The organism is Halococcus sp. PRR34 (genome assembly GCF_028617175.1).
In the GTDB taxonomy this organism is placed as follows: domain Archaea; phylum Halobacteriota; class Halobacteria; order Halobacteriales; family Halococcaceae; genus Halococcus; species Halococcus salifodinae.
The window spans coordinates 93,818-108,758 of record NZ_JAQJDA010000002.1; the positions used below are offsets into that span (position 1 = coordinate 93,818).

General features: G+C 64.6%; 14 protein-coding genes and 1 tRNA gene. 6 read left to right on the plus strand and 9 right to left on the minus strand.

The genetic code is table 11. The features are described from left to right. Nucleotides 1-7 precede the first annotated feature (7 nt). The 4 genes from PHA81_RS03800 to PHA81_RS03815 are packed head-to-tail and all read right to left on the minus strand — an operon-like array spanning nucleotide 8 to nucleotide 7,730. Nucleotides 8-1,999 carry a SpoVR family protein gene (locus PHA81_RS03800; RefSeq protein WP_273835332.1) on the minus strand — a complete coding sequence of 664 codons (1,992 nt, stop codon included), beginning with the start codon at nucleotides 1,997-1,999 and terminating at the stop codon, nucleotides 8-10. Continuing rightward, nucleotides 1,992-3,308, minus strand: a complete 1,317-nt coding sequence (locus tag PHA81_RS03805) for a YeaH/YhbH family protein (RefSeq protein ID WP_005044474.1) — start codon at nucleotides 3,306-3,308, stop codon at nucleotides 1,992-1,994. Before PHA81_RS03805 ends, PHA81_RS03800 begins: the two co-directional genes overlap by 8 nt. A 1-nt stretch (nucleotide 3,309) precedes the next feature. Next, nucleotides 3,310-5,598 (minus strand): kinase anchor protein, encoded by a 2,289-nt coding sequence (locus PHA81_RS03810; RefSeq protein ID WP_273835547.1) that lies wholly within the window; start codon nucleotides 5,596-5,598, stop codon nucleotides 3,310-3,312. Between the two features lie 59 nt (nucleotides 5,599-5,657). Further along, nucleotides 5,658-7,730: a serine protein kinase PrkA gene (locus tag PHA81_RS03815; RefSeq protein WP_273835334.1), complete on the minus strand. Its 2,073-nt coding sequence runs from the start codon at nucleotides 7,728-7,730 to the stop codon at nucleotides 5,658-5,660. A gap of 325 nt (nucleotides 7,731-8,055) precedes the next feature. On the opposite strand from PHA81_RS03815, the gene PHA81_RS03820 reads away from it, so the two are divergent. Then, nucleotides 8,056-8,442: a DUF5820 family protein gene (locus PHA81_RS03820; RefSeq protein WP_005044476.1), complete on the plus strand. Its 387-nt coding sequence runs from the start codon at nucleotides 8,056-8,058 to the stop codon at nucleotides 8,440-8,442. 135 nt (nucleotides 8,443-8,577) lie between these two features. Here PHA81_RS03820 and PHA81_RS03825 read toward each other — a convergent pair whose 3' ends face one another. Then, nucleotides 8,578-8,916 carry a 2Fe-2S iron-sulfur cluster-binding protein gene (locus tag PHA81_RS03825; protein WP_273835336.1) on the minus strand — a complete coding sequence of 113 codons (339 nt, stop codon included), beginning with the start codon at nucleotides 8,914-8,916 and terminating at the stop codon, nucleotides 8,578-8,580. Between the two features lie 129 nt (nucleotides 8,917-9,045). On the opposite strand from PHA81_RS03825, the gene PHA81_RS03830 reads away from it, so the two are divergent. Together PHA81_RS03830 and PHA81_RS03835 are read left to right on the plus strand one after the other, a co-directional pair. After that, the gene (locus tag PHA81_RS03830; RefSeq protein WP_273835337.1) at nucleotides 9,046-9,495 is read left to right on the plus strand and encodes a UPF0179 family protein; all 450 of its coding nucleotides are present in this window, start codon (nucleotides 9,046-9,048) and stop codon (nucleotides 9,493-9,495) included. Nucleotides 9,496-9,844: 349 nt separating this feature from the next. Then, nucleotides 9,845-10,852 (plus strand): linear amide C-N hydrolase, encoded by a 1,008-nt coding sequence (locus PHA81_RS03835; RefSeq protein ID WP_273835550.1) that lies wholly within the window; start codon nucleotides 9,845-9,847, stop codon nucleotides 10,850-10,852. A gap of 72 nt (nucleotides 10,853-10,924) precedes the next feature. Here the strand turns inward: PHA81_RS03835 and PHA81_RS03840 are convergent, their stop codons facing one another. After that, nucleotides 10,925-11,086 carry a hypothetical protein gene (locus tag PHA81_RS03840; RefSeq protein WP_273835338.1) on the minus strand — a complete coding sequence of 54 codons (162 nt, stop codon included), beginning with the start codon at nucleotides 11,084-11,086 and terminating at the stop codon, nucleotides 10,925-10,927. A 128-nt stretch (nucleotides 11,087-11,214) separates the two neighbouring features. Continuing rightward, nucleotides 11,215-12,054 (minus strand): succinylglutamate desuccinylase/aspartoacylase family protein, encoded by an 840-nt coding sequence (locus PHA81_RS03845; RefSeq protein WP_273835340.1) that lies wholly within the window; start codon nucleotides 12,052-12,054, stop codon nucleotides 11,215-11,217. A gap of 92 nt (nucleotides 12,055-12,146) precedes the next feature. Here PHA81_RS03845 and PHA81_RS03850 point away from each other — a divergent pair, with 92 nt between their 5' ends. Then, complete coding sequence (locus PHA81_RS03850; RefSeq protein ID WP_005044481.1) at nucleotides 12,147-12,593, plus strand: NUDIX hydrolase; 447 nt, start codon at nucleotides 12,147-12,149, stop codon at nucleotides 12,591-12,593. 1 nt (nucleotide 12,594) lies between these two features. Here PHA81_RS03850 and PHA81_RS03855 read toward each other — a convergent pair whose 3' ends face one another. Further along, on the minus strand, nucleotides 12,595-13,074 hold the full coding sequence (locus PHA81_RS03855) for a DUF309 domain-containing protein (RefSeq protein ID WP_273835343.1): 480 nt from the start codon (nucleotides 13,072-13,074) through the stop codon (nucleotides 12,595-12,597). Between the two features lie 104 nt (nucleotides 13,075-13,178). On the opposite strand from PHA81_RS03855, the gene PHA81_RS03860 reads away from it, so the two are divergent. After that, nucleotides 13,179-13,262, plus strand: a tRNA-Leu gene (locus PHA81_RS03860). Nucleotides 13,263-13,409: 147 nt separating this feature from the next. Next, nucleotides 13,410-14,552 (plus strand): DUF63 family protein, encoded by a 1,143-nt coding sequence (locus PHA81_RS03865; protein ID WP_005044483.1) that lies wholly within the window; start codon nucleotides 13,410-13,412, stop codon nucleotides 14,550-14,552. 138 nt (nucleotides 14,553-14,690) lie between these two features. Here the strand turns inward: PHA81_RS03865 and PHA81_RS03870 are convergent, their stop codons facing one another. Next, nucleotides 14,691-14,906, minus strand: coding sequence for a hypothetical protein (locus tag PHA81_RS03870; protein WP_273835348.1), 216 nt, complete (start codon nucleotides 14,904-14,906; stop codon nucleotides 14,691-14,693). Between the last annotated feature and the right edge of the window lie 35 nt (nucleotides 14,907-14,941).

Genomic DNA, 14,941 nt, shown 5'->3' on the forward strand with positions numbered 1-14,941 from the left:
TCCGTCTTCAGGCGAGCCATTCGTCGGGTTTCGTGTCGTAGTCGACGTCCGTCGCCGCGATCTCCTCGACCGCCTCCCACGCCAGGTCCTCGGTGGTGAAGCTCTCGCCGTCGTAGCGGATGAGCTTCCCGCGCTCCTCGGGGTCGGGTTCGCGCTCGCGGCGCTTCGCCACTTCGAGGTCGTGTTCGTCGATCTCCTTCACGACGGTCTTCAGGTTCACGGGCCGTCCCCAGAGGTCGTAGACGCGTTCGAGGGTCTGTTTCGCCTGTTCGACGTCGAGCATCACGCCGTTGTAGTGGTGGGCGAGGAGGAGTTCGTTGCGGTTGTTGTAGTTGCCGTCGTGAACGGTGATCGTGGGTTTGCCGAAGTTGGTGAACTGGAGCAGGAGCTTCTTCTTGACGTCCTCGTAGTCGGTCGAGGTCGCCCGGAAGTCCCGGGTCGCCTGGGTGTACTCGTAGGTGAAGTAGTCGTTGTCGTCGACGAACTCCTGGGTGAGGAACTCGTCGATGAAGGTGACGTCGTTGTGGCTCTCGCGGATCTCGAACATTCGGTTCCATCCCGCCGACCGATCGATCTCGGCGAGCGCGTCGTCGACGCTCTCGTAGCGCTCCCCGTCGAACAGGTAGCGCGAGACGCGTTCGAGCTCCTCGCGACTCGTCCGCCGGACGAATCCGCGATTCCGGGGTTTCGCGAGCGAGTAGTGGCGCTCGGCCATCCCCGCCTCGGTCAACACCTTCCAGGGATAGCTCTCAACGTCGATCTCGCCTGCCCGTGCGCGTTCGAGGGATTCGCCGTCGATCCGCGGATCGTCGGGATCGAGCGCATCGAGTCGCTCCCGCGAAATCACGTCGACGGTCGGATCGGGCGCGAGCTGTTCTTGAACGGTCTCGAAGTCGATCACGTCGTGGAAGTTCCGCCATGTGATCCCCTCGACCCGGAGTAGACGTTCGATGACCTCGCGGCGATTCACGGAGTTCTCGATGTACTCCCAGAGTTCCTTGCCGAGCTTGTAGGGGTTGAGTCCGGGCGAGCCGAGCACGCGTGCCTGATGGTCGGCGTAGTTCAGGAACTCGTCGGCCCCCGCGAACGTCTCCTCGCCCATCATCATCGACTCCCAGTACGCCGCCCACCCCTCGTTCATCACCTTCGTCATCCGCTGGGCCGCGAAGTAGTACGCCTCGCGTCGAAGGATTTCGAGGACGTCGCGCTGCCATTCGGTCATCTCGACCGCCTTGCCCGCCTCCTCGTCGTACGCCATCCCGTGTCGCCAGAAGAAGGCGAGCAGGTCCTGTTCGGGCTCTTTCGGGATCGTGGCGGTCTCCTCGTCGTCGCGCTGGGATTCGAGCCACTCCTCGTCGAACACCTCGTCGACCACGTCCGCCCCGAGATCGAGGTCGTCGAGCTGGTCGGCGATGTCGTCGAGTTCGACGGTTTCACCCTCCTCTTCGGTCGCGCTCGAAAACGCCTGGTGGCGATCGATGTTGGTGTCGAGACACTGGATCGTGTCGATCCACTTCTCGACGTCCTCGCGGTCGATCTCGGGATCGCTCATGTACTCGTCGATCGTGTCGGCGTGGCGCGCGAGCATCGTCGCGGCGTTCGGGGTCTCGCCCCCCGTGAACAGCCCGAACCACTGGTTGTGTGCGAAGAAGTCGGCGTGGGCCTCGACGTGGGTGATGACCGCCTTCTGGTCGGCCAACGAGTTCGATTCCTGGAGGAAGGCGTGAGCGGGATCGTCGTTGTTGACGATCTCGAAGGCCTTCCCGCCGAGGAACTGGGTCTGTTTCTGCTGGCGGTCGTACTTCATCCCCCACCGCCAGTGGGGGTACCGCGTCTGGAACCCATCGTAGGCGATCAGCTGGTTCATCTCGTCGTGATCGACGATCCAGTAGTTCACCGGGTAGGGATCGAGCCCCAGTTTCCGGGCGAGGTTCGCGGCCTCCGTGACCGGTGCTTCGAGTTCGCGCGCGATCCGTTGGGCGGTGATGCGGTCACTCATCGTTGTCCTCCGTGTTGAGCACGCGGTAGATCGCGTCGACCACATCGTCGGGCGAGGTGACGTACGCCACCACGACGTCGCCCGCGTCGGCGAAGCTCCGCTCTATCTCCTCGGCGTGGGTCGCGTTGATCGCGTTGCCCGAGGGCTGGGTCTCGACGTACGCGTGGAGGTTCGCCGGAATCTCCTCCATCAGCGGGACGACGCGCTCTTCAGTGTCGTTGCTCGAATTTTCGGAGTCGCCCGCCGCGAACACGTACCGGTTCCAGTCGCTCCACGGGTACTCTTCCTCCAAGACCTCCTTCGCGAGTTCGTACGCCGAGGAGATTTTCGTCCCGCCGCCGGAACGGATGCCGAAGAAGTCGTCGCGGTCGACCCGCCACGCGTCGGCGTCGTGGGCGATGTAGACGAACTCCGCGTGGTCGTACTTCCCGGTGAGATACCAATCGAGCGGCGTAAAGGTTCGCTCGACCAGTTCGCGTTTACCCTCGCGCATCGACCCCGAGACGTCCCGGATATTCACGACGACGACGTTTTTCTCGTACTCCTCGATGATCTCGGGGTAGCGGTAGCGTTCGTCCTCTCGGCGGAACGGGACGTGATCGATCCCCTCTCGGCGAATCCGGGTCGCGGTGTCGGTCTGTTCGACGTTCGCCTCCATCGCCTCGATGCTTTCCCACCTCGTGCGCTCGGCCGCCGGGAGGCTCGCGTAGGCGTCGTCGATCCACGCTCGGGAGACCGGGAGGTGGTTCGCGCGCGCCCACTCGAAGACTGCCTGTGGCCCCATCCCGTCCACCCGGAGCGCCTCGCGAACGTACTCCTCGTCGAAGTCCATCGCGAGCTTCCGTTTCAGCCCCGTCTTGAACAGCCGCTCGAAGTCGAGCGTGGAGTCCGGACCTGTATTGGTGATGTCGGTGTAATCGCCCTCGACCTCCTCGGCGACCTGCTTGCCTTTGGGTTCGAGGTCAAGCCCGAGGCGCTCGTCGAGTTCTTGAGCGAACTCCTCGGGATCCATCTCGTAGTACTCGTGCTCGCCACCCTCCTCGCCCGGCTCGCCGTCCTCGTCGCCGTCGTCCGGCTGTGGCTCCCCCACCGGCTGGCCCGGCTCGGGCGTGTCGCCGTCGCCCTGGCCCACCCCGCCCTGATCGCGCTGGTCGTACTCGAACCCCGGGAGATCGACGATCTTGATCGGGATGCGGACCGAGTCCGGACGGCTCCCGCCGAGGTCGCCGTACTGAATGAACTCTGCGAGGTCCTCGCGGCGCTCCTCGCCGACTTCCCGGTAGCGTTCGAGGTCGTCCTGGAGTCCCATCTCAGCCCCTCCGCGACCACTGGTAGCTCATCTGGCTCATGACGTGCCGACTCGTCAGCTCCGCCGACGCCGCGGTGTAGCCGAACAGGTCGATCATGTTGTCGATCGTCTCCTCCTTGCAGCGGGCGGTCTCGGTCCCGCTCGGCGGGTCGTCCCACTGGCGGGGGTCGAAGTCCTCGAACGTGCGGCGCACGTCGTCCCAGTCGTAGCTTCCGAGCACCGAGTCGATCACGGGGATCTCGGTGAGCGCGACGTCGCTCGCTCGGAACTCCTCGTCGCGGTTGTGCCACGCGTGGCGATTCAGCGCGGTGATGATGTTCTCCGTGCGGAACTCTCTGACTGCCGGCGAGGGCTCGTTGCCGTCGTAGCTCTCGGGGTCGAACCGGCCGAGATGCTCGGTCTCGAACACTTTCATCTTCAGCGGGTCGGGATCGACGCGCTCGCCACGGTCGTTTGCGACGTGCTCGTCGGTCGCCCACGCGTAGACGTGCTCGACGTACTCCGCGACGGTGTCCTCGTCGACGCGCTTGTCTCGCATCATCGATTCGAGCACGTCGTCCTCCTGGCGGTCGAACACCTCGTTTTTCACCGTCACGACCCGGCTCTCGAACTCGCCGCGCTCGTCAGCCGAGAACACTGGTGCGTCCGCGAGCCCTTCGGCCATCGCGTCGAGCACGTCCTGGGGCAGAACGACGTTCTCCACGGCGAGATCGGGATGGTGGCGGTCGCGTTCGGCGTAGAACAGGTCCGCGAGTATGTCGCGGGTGTACGTGACCGGGATCCCGGACTCGCCGTCCGCGCCGTCCTCGAACTCGAACTCGTCGCCGTCGACGCGCTCGTCGCCGCGCTGGAGGTAGCCCTGATCGAAGAGTAGCGCCTTGTCGACGAGATCGAGTCCTGCGGGAAGGTCGTCGTCGAGCCGCGTCACGACGCTGTACAGCGCCGCCGCCGCGACCGTGTGCGGCGCGAGCTCCACCGTTTTGACCCGGTGTTCGTCGCGCACGTCGACGGTGAGCGGCTCGCGGATCTTCGTCGCCAGCTCGCTGTACGACTCGGCCTGCCAGATTTCGGTTTCGTTCGTGAGTTCGCGCCGGATCAGCTCGGCTTCGAGCGAGAGGTTGGTGAGATACCGGAACTCCCGACGGTCGAGCCGGCGCTTGAGCGCCTTCAGCGGGTCCTGATCGTTGCGTTCGGCGTGCTGGTTCAGCTGGGCTTCGAGGTCGGGGTTCGAGATGATCATCAGCTGGGTGTCAACGTCCATCCCGATCCCCTTGTCCAGCTTCACGCTCCTCTCGTCGGGCACGTTCAGTAGTTTTCGGAGGAGGTCTGCGTGCTGGGCCGCGTCCTCCACGATCGTGAGGAGGCCGTTGCCCTGGGAAAGCACGCCGTCGTAGCTGAACGCTTGGGGGTTCTTCCGTCCCCTTGATTCGAGTTCGCGCACCATCCCTGCCATCCACGACCCCACGAGGCGTTCCTTGGGACTTCCCGAATCCTCCGAGTGGAGTACACCGATCCCCCGACCGACATCGACGACGTAGTTCTTGACCCGGAGATGGCTCGGGTTCGTGATCGCCGAGAACCGATCCTCGACACCCTCGCGGCGGTACCGGTCTTCGAGATACTCGTACGCCTCCCGGCAGAAGGGATCGAGCCGGCTCTCGGCCACGATCGGGATCTCGTCGTCGCGGCGGTCGTTGATCGCGGCCACGATCTCCGCACGCACCTCGGGCGGGAACACCGAGAGCGGATGGGATTGGACCGGGCTCGCGTACCAGTCGTCCTCGTCGTCCTGATATTCGTCGCCGTAGGTCAGCCCCGGTCCGTCGCCCGCCCCCGCGACGTTCCACTCGACGGTGTACCGCCGGCCAGCGTCGGTCTTCGAGTATTCGCGCAGGCCGTTGATCAGACACCGCTTGAGCTCCGATTTCCCGGTCGCGGTCGGCCCCGCGAACCAGATGATCTTCTCCTCTTTTCCGCGGCGGGCCGCGATCGACCGGAGGTCGTCGACGAACCCGTTCAGGAGTTCGGTGTTGCCGAGGATCGCGTGCTCGCCGTCGTTGTGCGGGTCGTCGAAAAACCGGTAGCGCTCCTTCTCTTCGCCCTCCTCGATCACCGTTCGAGTACTCATCGACTCGATCGCGCTCACGAGGTACTTCGCGGCGTGGGCGGCGATCGCGGGTTCTTCGAGCGCTCTGTCCACGTACTCGGCGAGGCTCATCGGCTCCTCGTAGGTCGCCCGGAGCGCGCGGTCGGCGGCCGTGACGTAGTCCTTGCCCGCCGCTCCGTCCATCACGGTGGGTTCCTCGTCGGTCGGCACGGACTCGTCGTGAGTCCGGTCGTGGTCGGTCATCACTCCTCCATCTCGGCTTTGGCGACCTCCGCGCCGGCGAACTCGAGCACCTCCTTGGCTCCCCCGCGGGAGTAGCCCTGCTCGCGCAGCGCGTCGATCCACGCGCTCCGCTCGTCGTCGTCCATCTCGCCGGACGAAACCAGCGCCGAGAAGTTGATGTTGTGTTTCTTGTCCTCCCAAAGCTTCCGTTCGAGGGCGCGTCGGAGTCGGTCGTTGTCCTGGGGGCTGAACGTGTCGCCCTCGCGCGCTCGCCGCGAGACCCAGTTCGAGACCTCCTGGCGGAAGTCGTCCTTCCGGTCTTCGGGCACGTCGAGTTTTTCCTCCACGGAGCGAAGGAACGTCTCGTCGGGGCCCTGTTCGCGCCCGGTGAGCTCGTCCTCCACGGTGTCGTCGTCGATGTACGCCATCACGTGGTCCATGTACTTCTCGCCCTGGCGCTGGATCTCGTCCAAGTCATAGGCCAGCGCGTGCCGGACGTCCTCGATCGCGCGCTCTCTGTACTCCTCGCGAACGAGTTCGAGGTAGCGATAGTAGGTGTCGAAGAGGTCCTCGGCGATCGAACCGTGGTTCTCGAGGTTCGATTCGAGGTGGTTGAACGTGGTCAGCGGCGAGAGGAAGCTTCGCTCTCGGTGCATCGAATCCATGATCGCCTCCGCGATCTCGTCGCCGATGAACCGTGGCGAGACGCCTTCCATCCCCTCGCCGATCTCGGCGGTCTCGGTCGCCTCCTCTCGCAGTTTCTTCACGTCGACGTCCTCGGCCTCGTCGATTTCTCCATTATATGCTTTCGCCTTCTGGAGGAGGTCCACGGTGCCCGAGTCGGGTTCCTCGATTCGGGTGAGCACGCCGAAGAGGCCCGCCATCTCCAAGGTATGGGGTTCGACGTTGACGTCGGGCACGTCGGCGTTCTTCAACATTTTCTGGTAGATGTTGGCCTCCTCGCCGTACTGGAGGACGTAGGGGAAATCGATTCTCTTGGTGCGGTCGTTGAACGCCTCCATCTTCTCGTCGCCCTTTTTTTCCTTGTACTCGGGCATGTTCGTCCGGCCGACGATCACCTGATCGATGTCCATCCGGGGGTTGTTCTTCGGCTTGATCGTCATCTCCTGGGTCGCATGCAGGAAGTCATAGAGGAACTCCCGCTGAAGCTTGAGGAGTTCCTCGCCCGAGAAGATACCCCGATTCGCGTTACAGAACGCCCCCGAATAGTCGAACGCGCGGGGATCGCTTTCCCCATAGACCGCGATCTTCGAGTAGTTGACGTCCCCCGTCAGCTCGGTCTCGTCCTGGTTTTTCTTGTCCTTCGGCTCGAACGTCTCGATCCCGCGGCGCTTGTTCTCGTCGATCACCAGTCGGACGACCTCGACGTGGTTTTCGAGCACCTGCTGGAGGTCGTCGTCGTAGTAATCGAGCAGCCGATCCATGTAGAACTCCGAGGCGGGATCGAGCGCCTGTTCGTTCCGGATGGAGTACGGTGCGTCGAGGCGGTCGTTCAACGTTTCGACCACGCGGGTCCGCTGATCGAGCGGCAAGAGGACGAGCGGGTCCTGGTTCATCGGCGACCGGACGACGTCGTCTGCGGGGTCCTGATCGGCGATCACGTCACACAGGTTGGTCCACCGAAAGGTGTACAGTCGCCCGTCCTCGCGCGTGGTGTAGTCCTCGAAGTACCGACGGACCTGGCGATCGAAATCGGATTTGCCCGATCCGACGGGACCGAGGAGCAGTTTGATCCGGCGCTCGGGACCGAGCCCGCGCGCACCGGATTTGACCTTGTTGACGAACTCGTGGATCGCCTCGTGGATCTCCCGGCCGTAGAAGGTGTTCTCACCGTCGAAAAGGGGATCCTCGCTCGCGAGGTGGTACTCGACGACGCCGTCCTCCTCGTCGTACTCGGTACCGTAGAAATCGAACATGTCCGCGACGCGCTGGTGGGCGTTGCGGGCGATCCGTGGCTCGTCGTGGACCTCGTCGAGATACCACTGGAACGGCCGGGTCGTGCGGAGGTCCGTCGGAATCGATGCCCGGTACTCCTCGCTGAGGCTTTCGAGTGTTTCGGTATCGCCTGACATTGTGTCACCTCGTCGCCCCGCTCACACGGGGACTGGCTACCGACCGCGCGTTCGCACCGGTGGGGGCCGGCGCGCGCCGTTGTCGTGCCATGTGTTCACGGGTAGCGCTCTCGTCGGGAAACGACGCGATCGACGATCGGTGTCGGGACAGCTGATCCGCGGAGCGCATCGGGGCGGTATAGCATGGTAGGGCTTCCCACCAATACTATAATATAGGAGGGGTCGGATGCGTAAAACCGTTGTCCCTACTCTCGCCAGAGATTCCATCTCGACGGACTGTCGTCCGACCACGAACGCTTTGAGGGACGGCCGCGGATGATGGTTTGTGAGCGATTTCGACGCGCTTCCGGCCGGCTGGAACGTCTGGAACGAGTCGGCCGAGCGGTGCGTGTTGGTCTACCGGCCGGACGTGTTCGACAGTCACGAGTTCCCGGCTCCGTGTCTCCCGACGATCTACCTCACCCACGGCCGGCGGTCGCGCCGTCCGGGGGCCGACCGCTCTACCACCGGCGACTCGTGGTACGTCACGCTGTATCTCGAACCCGACGTCGACCGCGACGCCGATCGGTTCGAGGACCACGAAGCGGCCGTCGCAGGAGCGATCGATCTCGCGGAGCGCTTCGCCGCCGGTGAGGTCGACTACCGAGGGCTCTATCAGGTCCCTCGCGAGGAATACTTCGAACAACTCGACGAGCTGACCGGACACGAATAGCGGTCGGTCGCGGCGATCCTCCCGAGATTCCAGCCGGAACCCAGCGTGGACGCCACTCGGCGTCGGCACCGCTCGAACGGCCGGCTCGGACGCTCTCGGCTGCGGCCGTGAGGACGTCTCACTGCGGACGGCGTCTCACTCCGTCGTCACTCGGCGCGGGAGCACCTGTCCCCAGACGTGTTTGTCGAGGAGGCCGACCGTCAGCGGTTCTTCGACCTCGATACAGCACGAGAGCCGTGGATACCCGAACCGGACGGCTGCGGCGTCGTGCCAGTGGGTCGGCTCTGGGGCGGGATCGATTTCTACTGTGCACGTCGCACACAGCCCCCGACCGCCGCAGTTGGCGTACTGCGAGAGCGTGCCGTAGACCGGAAAGCCGTGTTCGAGCAGTGCATCCCGCAGGGTGTCACCCCGTTCGACGTCGATGGTCGTCTCCTCGTCCACGACGATCGTCACGGGGATTCGATCGCTCATGCGGCTCCGTACGGGGCCGTCCCACGTGATCCCATCGGTGGATCGGCGAATCGCACCTCGTGCGTGGAATCATACTGGCCTCACCATCGAAGCCGTGTTCTTATTCGGGTTCGTGGCGTAGTTCGAGGCATGTCACAGATCACACTTGTCGGGACGCGGCTCGCGGAGGTCGGCACCGAGTTCGTCTACCAGGGCGAGGCGAGCGCGTGTGAGGGCTGTCCCTATCGCGATCAGTGTCTCAACCTGCGCGAGGGGGTGAAGTACCGCATTACCGGGGTTCGGGAGAACACTCAGACGCTCGAATGTGGTGTCCACGATACCGGTGTTCGGGCGGTCGACATCGAACCCGCACCCATGATGGCGAACGTCTCCCCCAAGAGCGCGTACGCCGGCAGCAAAGCGAGGTTGGAAGGCCCGTGCCCGCACACCGAGTGTCCGAGCCACGAGCACTGCGAACCCGCCGGAGCCGACTTCGACGCCGAGTACCGAATCCAGGAGGTGATCGGTGATCCACCACACGACTACTGTCATCTCGACCGGGAACTGACGCTCGTCGAGTTCGCCCCGCCCGATACCTGAACCACCCCGCGAGCGGCGGCGCCGCGCGTCGGTGCGAATCCGATGCTACCCACCCACACGGGAAGCGAAAGCGTGTCCGGGTTCGAGGATCGTCCGGAGTGGTAGATAGCGTACGTGGGTAGCAGTCGTTTCACTCGGAGAACTGGTGTGAACGACCCGCTTCGAGCGAGGAACTTTGCACGGATTCGGCGGACCTGTGTGGGAAACCAGGATCGATGTTCTCGGTTCGCACGATCCCGTCCAATCCACCAGCGGCGCCGATAGCTTTTTTGTCTGATGGGAACAAGTGACATGAGAATGTCACTCACAAAGACGAATGCCGGAGCGGTCACGTTCGGTTGGTGTGCCGATGTGTAGCCGCTTGGTCTATCTCGGGTCCGAGGGCCGTGTACTGACCGCTCGATCGATGGATTGGGTGCGAGAAATCGGCTCCAATATCTGGGTGCTGCCTCGTGGCGTCGAGCGCAACAGCGAGACCGATTTCCCCTACGAGAGTTGGACGGCCGAGTACGGCAGTGTGGTCACTACCGCCTACGACGTCTGTACTACCGATGGCATGAACGAGTCGGGGCTGATGGCTAACCTGCTGTGGCTGCCCGAGTCGGAGTACCCCGACTGGGACGGCGAAGCGTCCGCTCTGCCGATCTCGATGTGGGCACAGTACATGCTCGACAGTTTCGCTACCGTGGCCGAAGCCGTCGAGGCGATCCGGAATGAGGATTTCGTCATAGTAACCCAACAGGTGCCGGACGAGGATCGCTTTGCGGCGTTACATCTGTCGTTGTCGGATCCCACCGGGGACAGCGCCATCATGGAGTTCATCGATGGCGAGCTCGTCGTTCACCACGACCGCGACTACCAGGTCATGACCAACTCGCCGACGTTCGACAAGCAGCTCGCGTTGGCCGAGTACTGGGATCAGATCGGCGGCACCGTCATGCTCCCCGGAACGAACCGGCCAGCAGACCGGTTCGTGCGTGCTCGCTTTTATATCAACGCCATCCCGCAGGTCGAGGATCGCCGCACCGCGACCGCGAGCGTGTTCAGCGTGCTCCGCAACGTGTCCGTCCCCTACGGTATCGGCACACCCGACGAGCCACACATCTCATCAACGCGATGGCGAACGGTCGCGGATCACAAAGACCGGATCTACTACTTCGAATCGGCGTTCACGCCGAACGTGTTCTGGCTGGAACTCGACGGTATCGACTTCTCGTCCAATGCCGATGCCAAGACCCTACAGCTGGGGTCACAACAGTCCAACACGTTCTCCGGCGAAGCATCCGATGACCTGGTCACCGCCGATCCGTTCACGTTCTTGCGGCCACACGATGGGGAGCCCGCCACCTCGCCGTGAACCGTCCCAACGCGTTCGTCGCGGTTCGGCGTCGGCTGACCGTCGTCTACCGGATTCCACGACCAACTACCGCTATCGTAGCTCGTCGGCGGATTCGGTCTCGGCAGTCGTTTCCTCGCCCGTGAAAACGCGGAGCGTGGCGACGCCGAGCCCGGCGGCGAACGCGAGGACGGCGGTGACGGCGATCCAGACGAAGTTTGGATGGTCGAGGCCGAGGTGAAGGAGTGCGTTCATCTCGTTCGATCCGATGGACGATCCCATCATAAGGGGTGCGATAGGCGCTCATCCGCCGTCTCGATGCAGGGACGGATGGTCACACCCGTCTCTCTGCCGGCCTCACACCCGATGAACGATCAAGCGGGTCACGACTCGGTTGCGCCCGATGGTCGCTGTTCGGGATCGGGTTGCGTCGGCTCACCGCCGAATTTGCCGGCGAGTTCGGCGGCGTAGCCGAACTCGTCTTCGTAGCCATACGGCGACATCAGCACGGGATAGAAGGGTTTCTCGGCGACGAGCGTCTCGTCGCCGGCGGCCGCGTAGGCCTCCCCGGCCGCGACGCGCTCGAAGTTGGTGACGAAGACCTCGTAGCCCGACGCCGGCCCCTTCGGGATGAGGTGTTGCAGCCGGTAGAGTGGGACGTCGCTGGCGCGTGGCTCGCCGCCGGGGAGCGCGCCGACCGCGGCGAGGAACTCCCGACAGATGGCGACGGCGTTCGTCGCGGCCTCTTCGGAGCCCTGGTAGCCACACTCGACTTCGACCACGTCGGCGTACCCCACGAGCCGTCCCTCGGTGAACGCGCCCGCGTCGATCACCGCGTCGAGTGTGAGATACGGACAGACCGACTCCGCGACGGCGAGTCCGTCGCCGCCGACGACGGCGAACGCGTCCGCATACGACTGTGTCGAGTGCATCGAGAGGACCCGACAGCCTCGGAGCTCCGCGAGGAGTCGGCTGGCGAGGCGTCGCTCGTGCGACGCGCTGTCGGGATCGCCGGGGAACACTCGGTTGAGATCGTCGTCGACGTACCGTGTTTCCCGATCCAGCGCCTCCTCGTTCGCTACGATACACTTCACCGGGCGTTCGACGTCCGGCTGGGTGTCGATGAGGTGTTCGACCGCACGCACGCCGCACGGCTCGTCGCCATGAATCCCGCCGACGACAGCGATTTCGGGCTCGCCGTCGCCCAGCTGCTCGATTCGCATCTACGATCCCTAACGACCCCGCCTTTTTGAGTGGTCCGGTACTGGCACGGAACGTACCGTGATCACGAACCGTTCTTCTTGGAAACTGCCGCATGACTGACTGCGACGGCCGATACGCCGTGAACGCCGAGGCCGCGATCTACCGCGACGGCGAGTACCTACTCGTCGAGCGCGCGGCCGCCGAGGACCACGCCGCCGGTGCGCTCGCGCTCGTCGGCGGGACGGTCGAGGCGAGCGAGACCGGGGACGTCCTCGAAGACACGCTCCGGCGCGAGGTCCGCGAGGAGGTCGCCATCGCGATAACGGACCCGCAGTACGTCCAGAGCAACGCGTTCACGGCCGACGACGGCACGCCCTGCGTGAACGTCGTGTTTCTGTGTCGGCACGACGACGGCGAGGCACGGATCGCCGCCCCGGACGAAGTCGCCGCCGTGGAGTGGCTGTCGATCGACGCGGCGCTGGATCGGCCGGCGCTGTCGCCGTGGACCGCCGAGTTCATCGCAATGGCCGACGAGCGCCGGGCGGCACTCGGCTGGTAGCTCAGTCGAGCGTTGCAGCGTACTCGACGTCCTCTGGGCGCGCTTCGGGCGACTCGTCATCGAGTCGGATCGTCCAGCCGTGCAGCGCCGTCGGATCGTCGAGCGCGTTCGTCAGGGTGGTCCGAACGTTGAGCAGATCCACGCCGTAGAAATCCCGAGGGACGCCACGGAAGTAGTCGAGTGCGGTTCGAAAGAGCGAGCGCATCCCCGTGTCGTCCTCGAAATCGTGGTGTTTGTACGCGCCCGCCGCGACCTGGACCATTCCGTGGCAGAACTTCGATTCCGTGTTCCCGCGGCCGTAGTTGTACCATTCGTCCTCGAAGCAGTCGTGTGAGGCGTGATACTCCCCGGCGTTGTAGAGCCTGACGCCGTGGACGACCGCCCGGCGGAGGGTCGCGTGCTCCCACTGACTGTCCGCCCGCCAGCCCGTCGGGTTCCCGCGAGGCGGTCCCACCGACGGATCGCGGGTGTGGTCGTCCATATTCTGAGTACCGACTCCAGTCGCTTGAAGCCGACGCCCGAAGACCCAGCCATGACCGGCGTCCGCAACGCTTTAGCGCTCGGCCGGGCGAGAGGCGAGCGCGTGCGAGGGTAGCCAAGTCTGGAAACGGCGGCGGATTCAAGCTCCGCTCCTGTAGAGGTCCACGGGTTCAAATCCTGTCCCTCGCACTGCGTGTCGCCTTGTGCGGCACGAAAGTGCGGGCAAGATGGAGCGTCTTGCCCTCGCAACACTACTGCCGAACTCATCCTGCCAAGCTGTGCGTCCGCGACGCGCGCAACCGGAACCGTGAAACCGCCGGCGGAACCGCCTCAGGTATGGCAGCGATAGCGGACCGTGTCGATCCCGTCCGGGGGTGGCTCACGGCGGCGGTCGCGGCGGTGATCGTCGTCGCGGGGAGCGCGGTCGCGTTCCCACGGCAGGTGTATTCGGAGTTCCTCTGGCAGTACTTCTGGGGACCGATCGATGCCGACGCGCACAACGCCGTCTGTTCGGCTCGTGTCGACGGTGTCGTCAGCCGGTTCGGCGAGGCGGACGCCTGTCAGGCCGCCGCGGCGCAGGGAGCCGTCGTCGCCGAGCCGGGGTACACGATCATCTCCGAGATCGGGTACGCGCTCACGCTCCTGTTCATGCTGATCGGCGTGCTCCTGCTCATCAAACGCCTCGGCGTCGGGACCGACCGCCGGCTGCTGTACGCCCTGTTGCCGTTCACCCTGTTCGGTGGTGCGCTCCGCGTGGTCGAGGACGCGAACGACGCCGTCCCGGCGGACGCGACTGCCGCGATCGCCTACCCCGCGAACACCCTGATCATCAGTCCGATCATCTACCTGACGGTGTTTCTCGTCACGCTCGTCGCGCTGCTTGCGGCGCTCCAGCTCTCACGTCGGGAGATCGTCGAGGAGTATTACGGTGCGCTCGCGGCCTTCGGGACGCTCGCACTCGTGGCCACCCTCGGCTATCTGACGTTCCTCGCCATCAGTACCGAGTTCGTTGGGTTCTACCCACAGATGCTCGTCCTCACGCTCGGCCTTGCAGCCCTGATCGCTGGTGGCGTCTATCTCGTCATCGAACGGGTCGAACCCGCGATCAACGCCGGGACCGGGTTCGTCGGTCTCGCCGTGCTCTGGGCTCAGGCGGTCGACGGCGTGGCGAACGTCCTCGCCTCCGACTGGTGGGACGCCATCGGGCTGCCCTTCCGGTATACCGCCAAACACCCGGTCAACGCGATCATCGTCGGCTTCACCGAGACGGTGTTTCCCGCATCGTTCATCGATGCGGTCGGCGACTCGTGGCCGTTCCTCGTCGTGAAGGTCGCGCTCGCGGTCGGCATTCTCTGGCTGTTCGACGATCAGATCATCGAGGAGAGCCCGCGCTACTCGCTGCTCCTCCTGCTCGCGGTCATCGTCGTCGGGCTCGGCCCCGGAACGCGTGACATGCTCCGGGCGACCTTTGGGATCTAGAGCCCACTTTTTACACGAAAGTGGTTCGAGACGGCTTCGGTCTCGTCATCACGAAAGGTGCTTCGCGCCTTTCGAAAACCTGGACTAAAAACACCCGCTCGTTCGCGTGGCCCGAAAATCGTTCCGTGATTTTCGGCATCACGAAACGGCGAAGCCGTTTCGGACGACTTCGCGCTCACCCGCGGTAGAGTCGCTGGCACTCTCCGCAACCGCACCGCAGACCCCGCACCGCCGAAGCCCTCGGACGCTCGCTTGGCGGCCCTCGCTGCACTCGCGCCGCCCACCGCTCGCGCCCTCGCCCTTCATCCGCCAGGCCCGCAGCCGCCACCGCTCCGCGACCGCCACTCGGCTCAAAAATACGGGCAAAACTCGTGTCCCGTCCACACGCT

Bases quoted from the DNA above. Each gene is read 5' to 3' on its own strand.
- PHA81_RS03800 (WP_273835332.1), bottom strand. From the start codon at position 1,999: ATGAGTGACCGCATCACCGCCCAACGGATCGCGCGCGAACTCGAAGCA.
- PHA81_RS03805 (WP_005044474.1), bottom strand. From the start codon at position 3,308: ATGGGACTCCAGGACGACCTCGAACGCTACCGGGAAGTCGGCGAGGAG.
- PHA81_RS03810 (WP_273835547.1), bottom strand. From the start codon at position 5,598: ATGGACGGAGCGGCGGGCAAGGACTACGTCACGGCCGCCGACCGCGCG.
- PHA81_RS03815 (WP_273835334.1), bottom strand. From the start codon at position 7,730: ATGTCAGGCGATACCGAAACACTCGAAAGCCTCAGCGAGGAGTACCGG.
- PHA81_RS03825 (WP_273835336.1), bottom strand. From the start codon at position 8,916: ATGAGCGATCGAATCCCCGTGACGATCGTCGTGGACGAGGAGACGACC.
- PHA81_RS03830 (WP_273835337.1), top strand. From the start codon at position 9,046: ATGTCACAGATCACACTTGTCGGGACGCGGCTCGCGGAGGTCGGCACC.
- PHA81_RS03835 (WP_273835550.1), top strand. From the start codon at position 9,845: ATGTGTAGCCGCTTGGTCTATCTCGGGTCCGAGGGCCGTGTACTGACC.
- PHA81_RS03840 (WP_273835338.1), bottom strand. From the start codon at position 11,086: ATGAACGCACTCCTTCACCTCGGCCTCGACCATCCAAACTTCGTCTGG.
- PHA81_RS03845 (WP_273835340.1), bottom strand. From the start codon at position 12,054: ATGCGAATCGAGCAGCTGGGCGACGGCGAGCCCGAAATCGCTGTCGTC.
- PHA81_RS03850 (WP_005044481.1), top strand. From the start codon at position 12,147: ATGACTGACTGCGACGGCCGATACGCCGTGAACGCCGAGGCCGCGATC.
- PHA81_RS03855 (WP_273835343.1), bottom strand. From the start codon at position 13,074: ATGGACGACCACACCCGCGATCCGTCGGTGGGACCGCCTCGCGGGAAC.
- PHA81_RS03865 (WP_005044483.1), top strand. From the start codon at position 13,410: ATGGCAGCGATAGCGGACCGTGTCGATCCCGTCCGGGGGTGGCTCACG.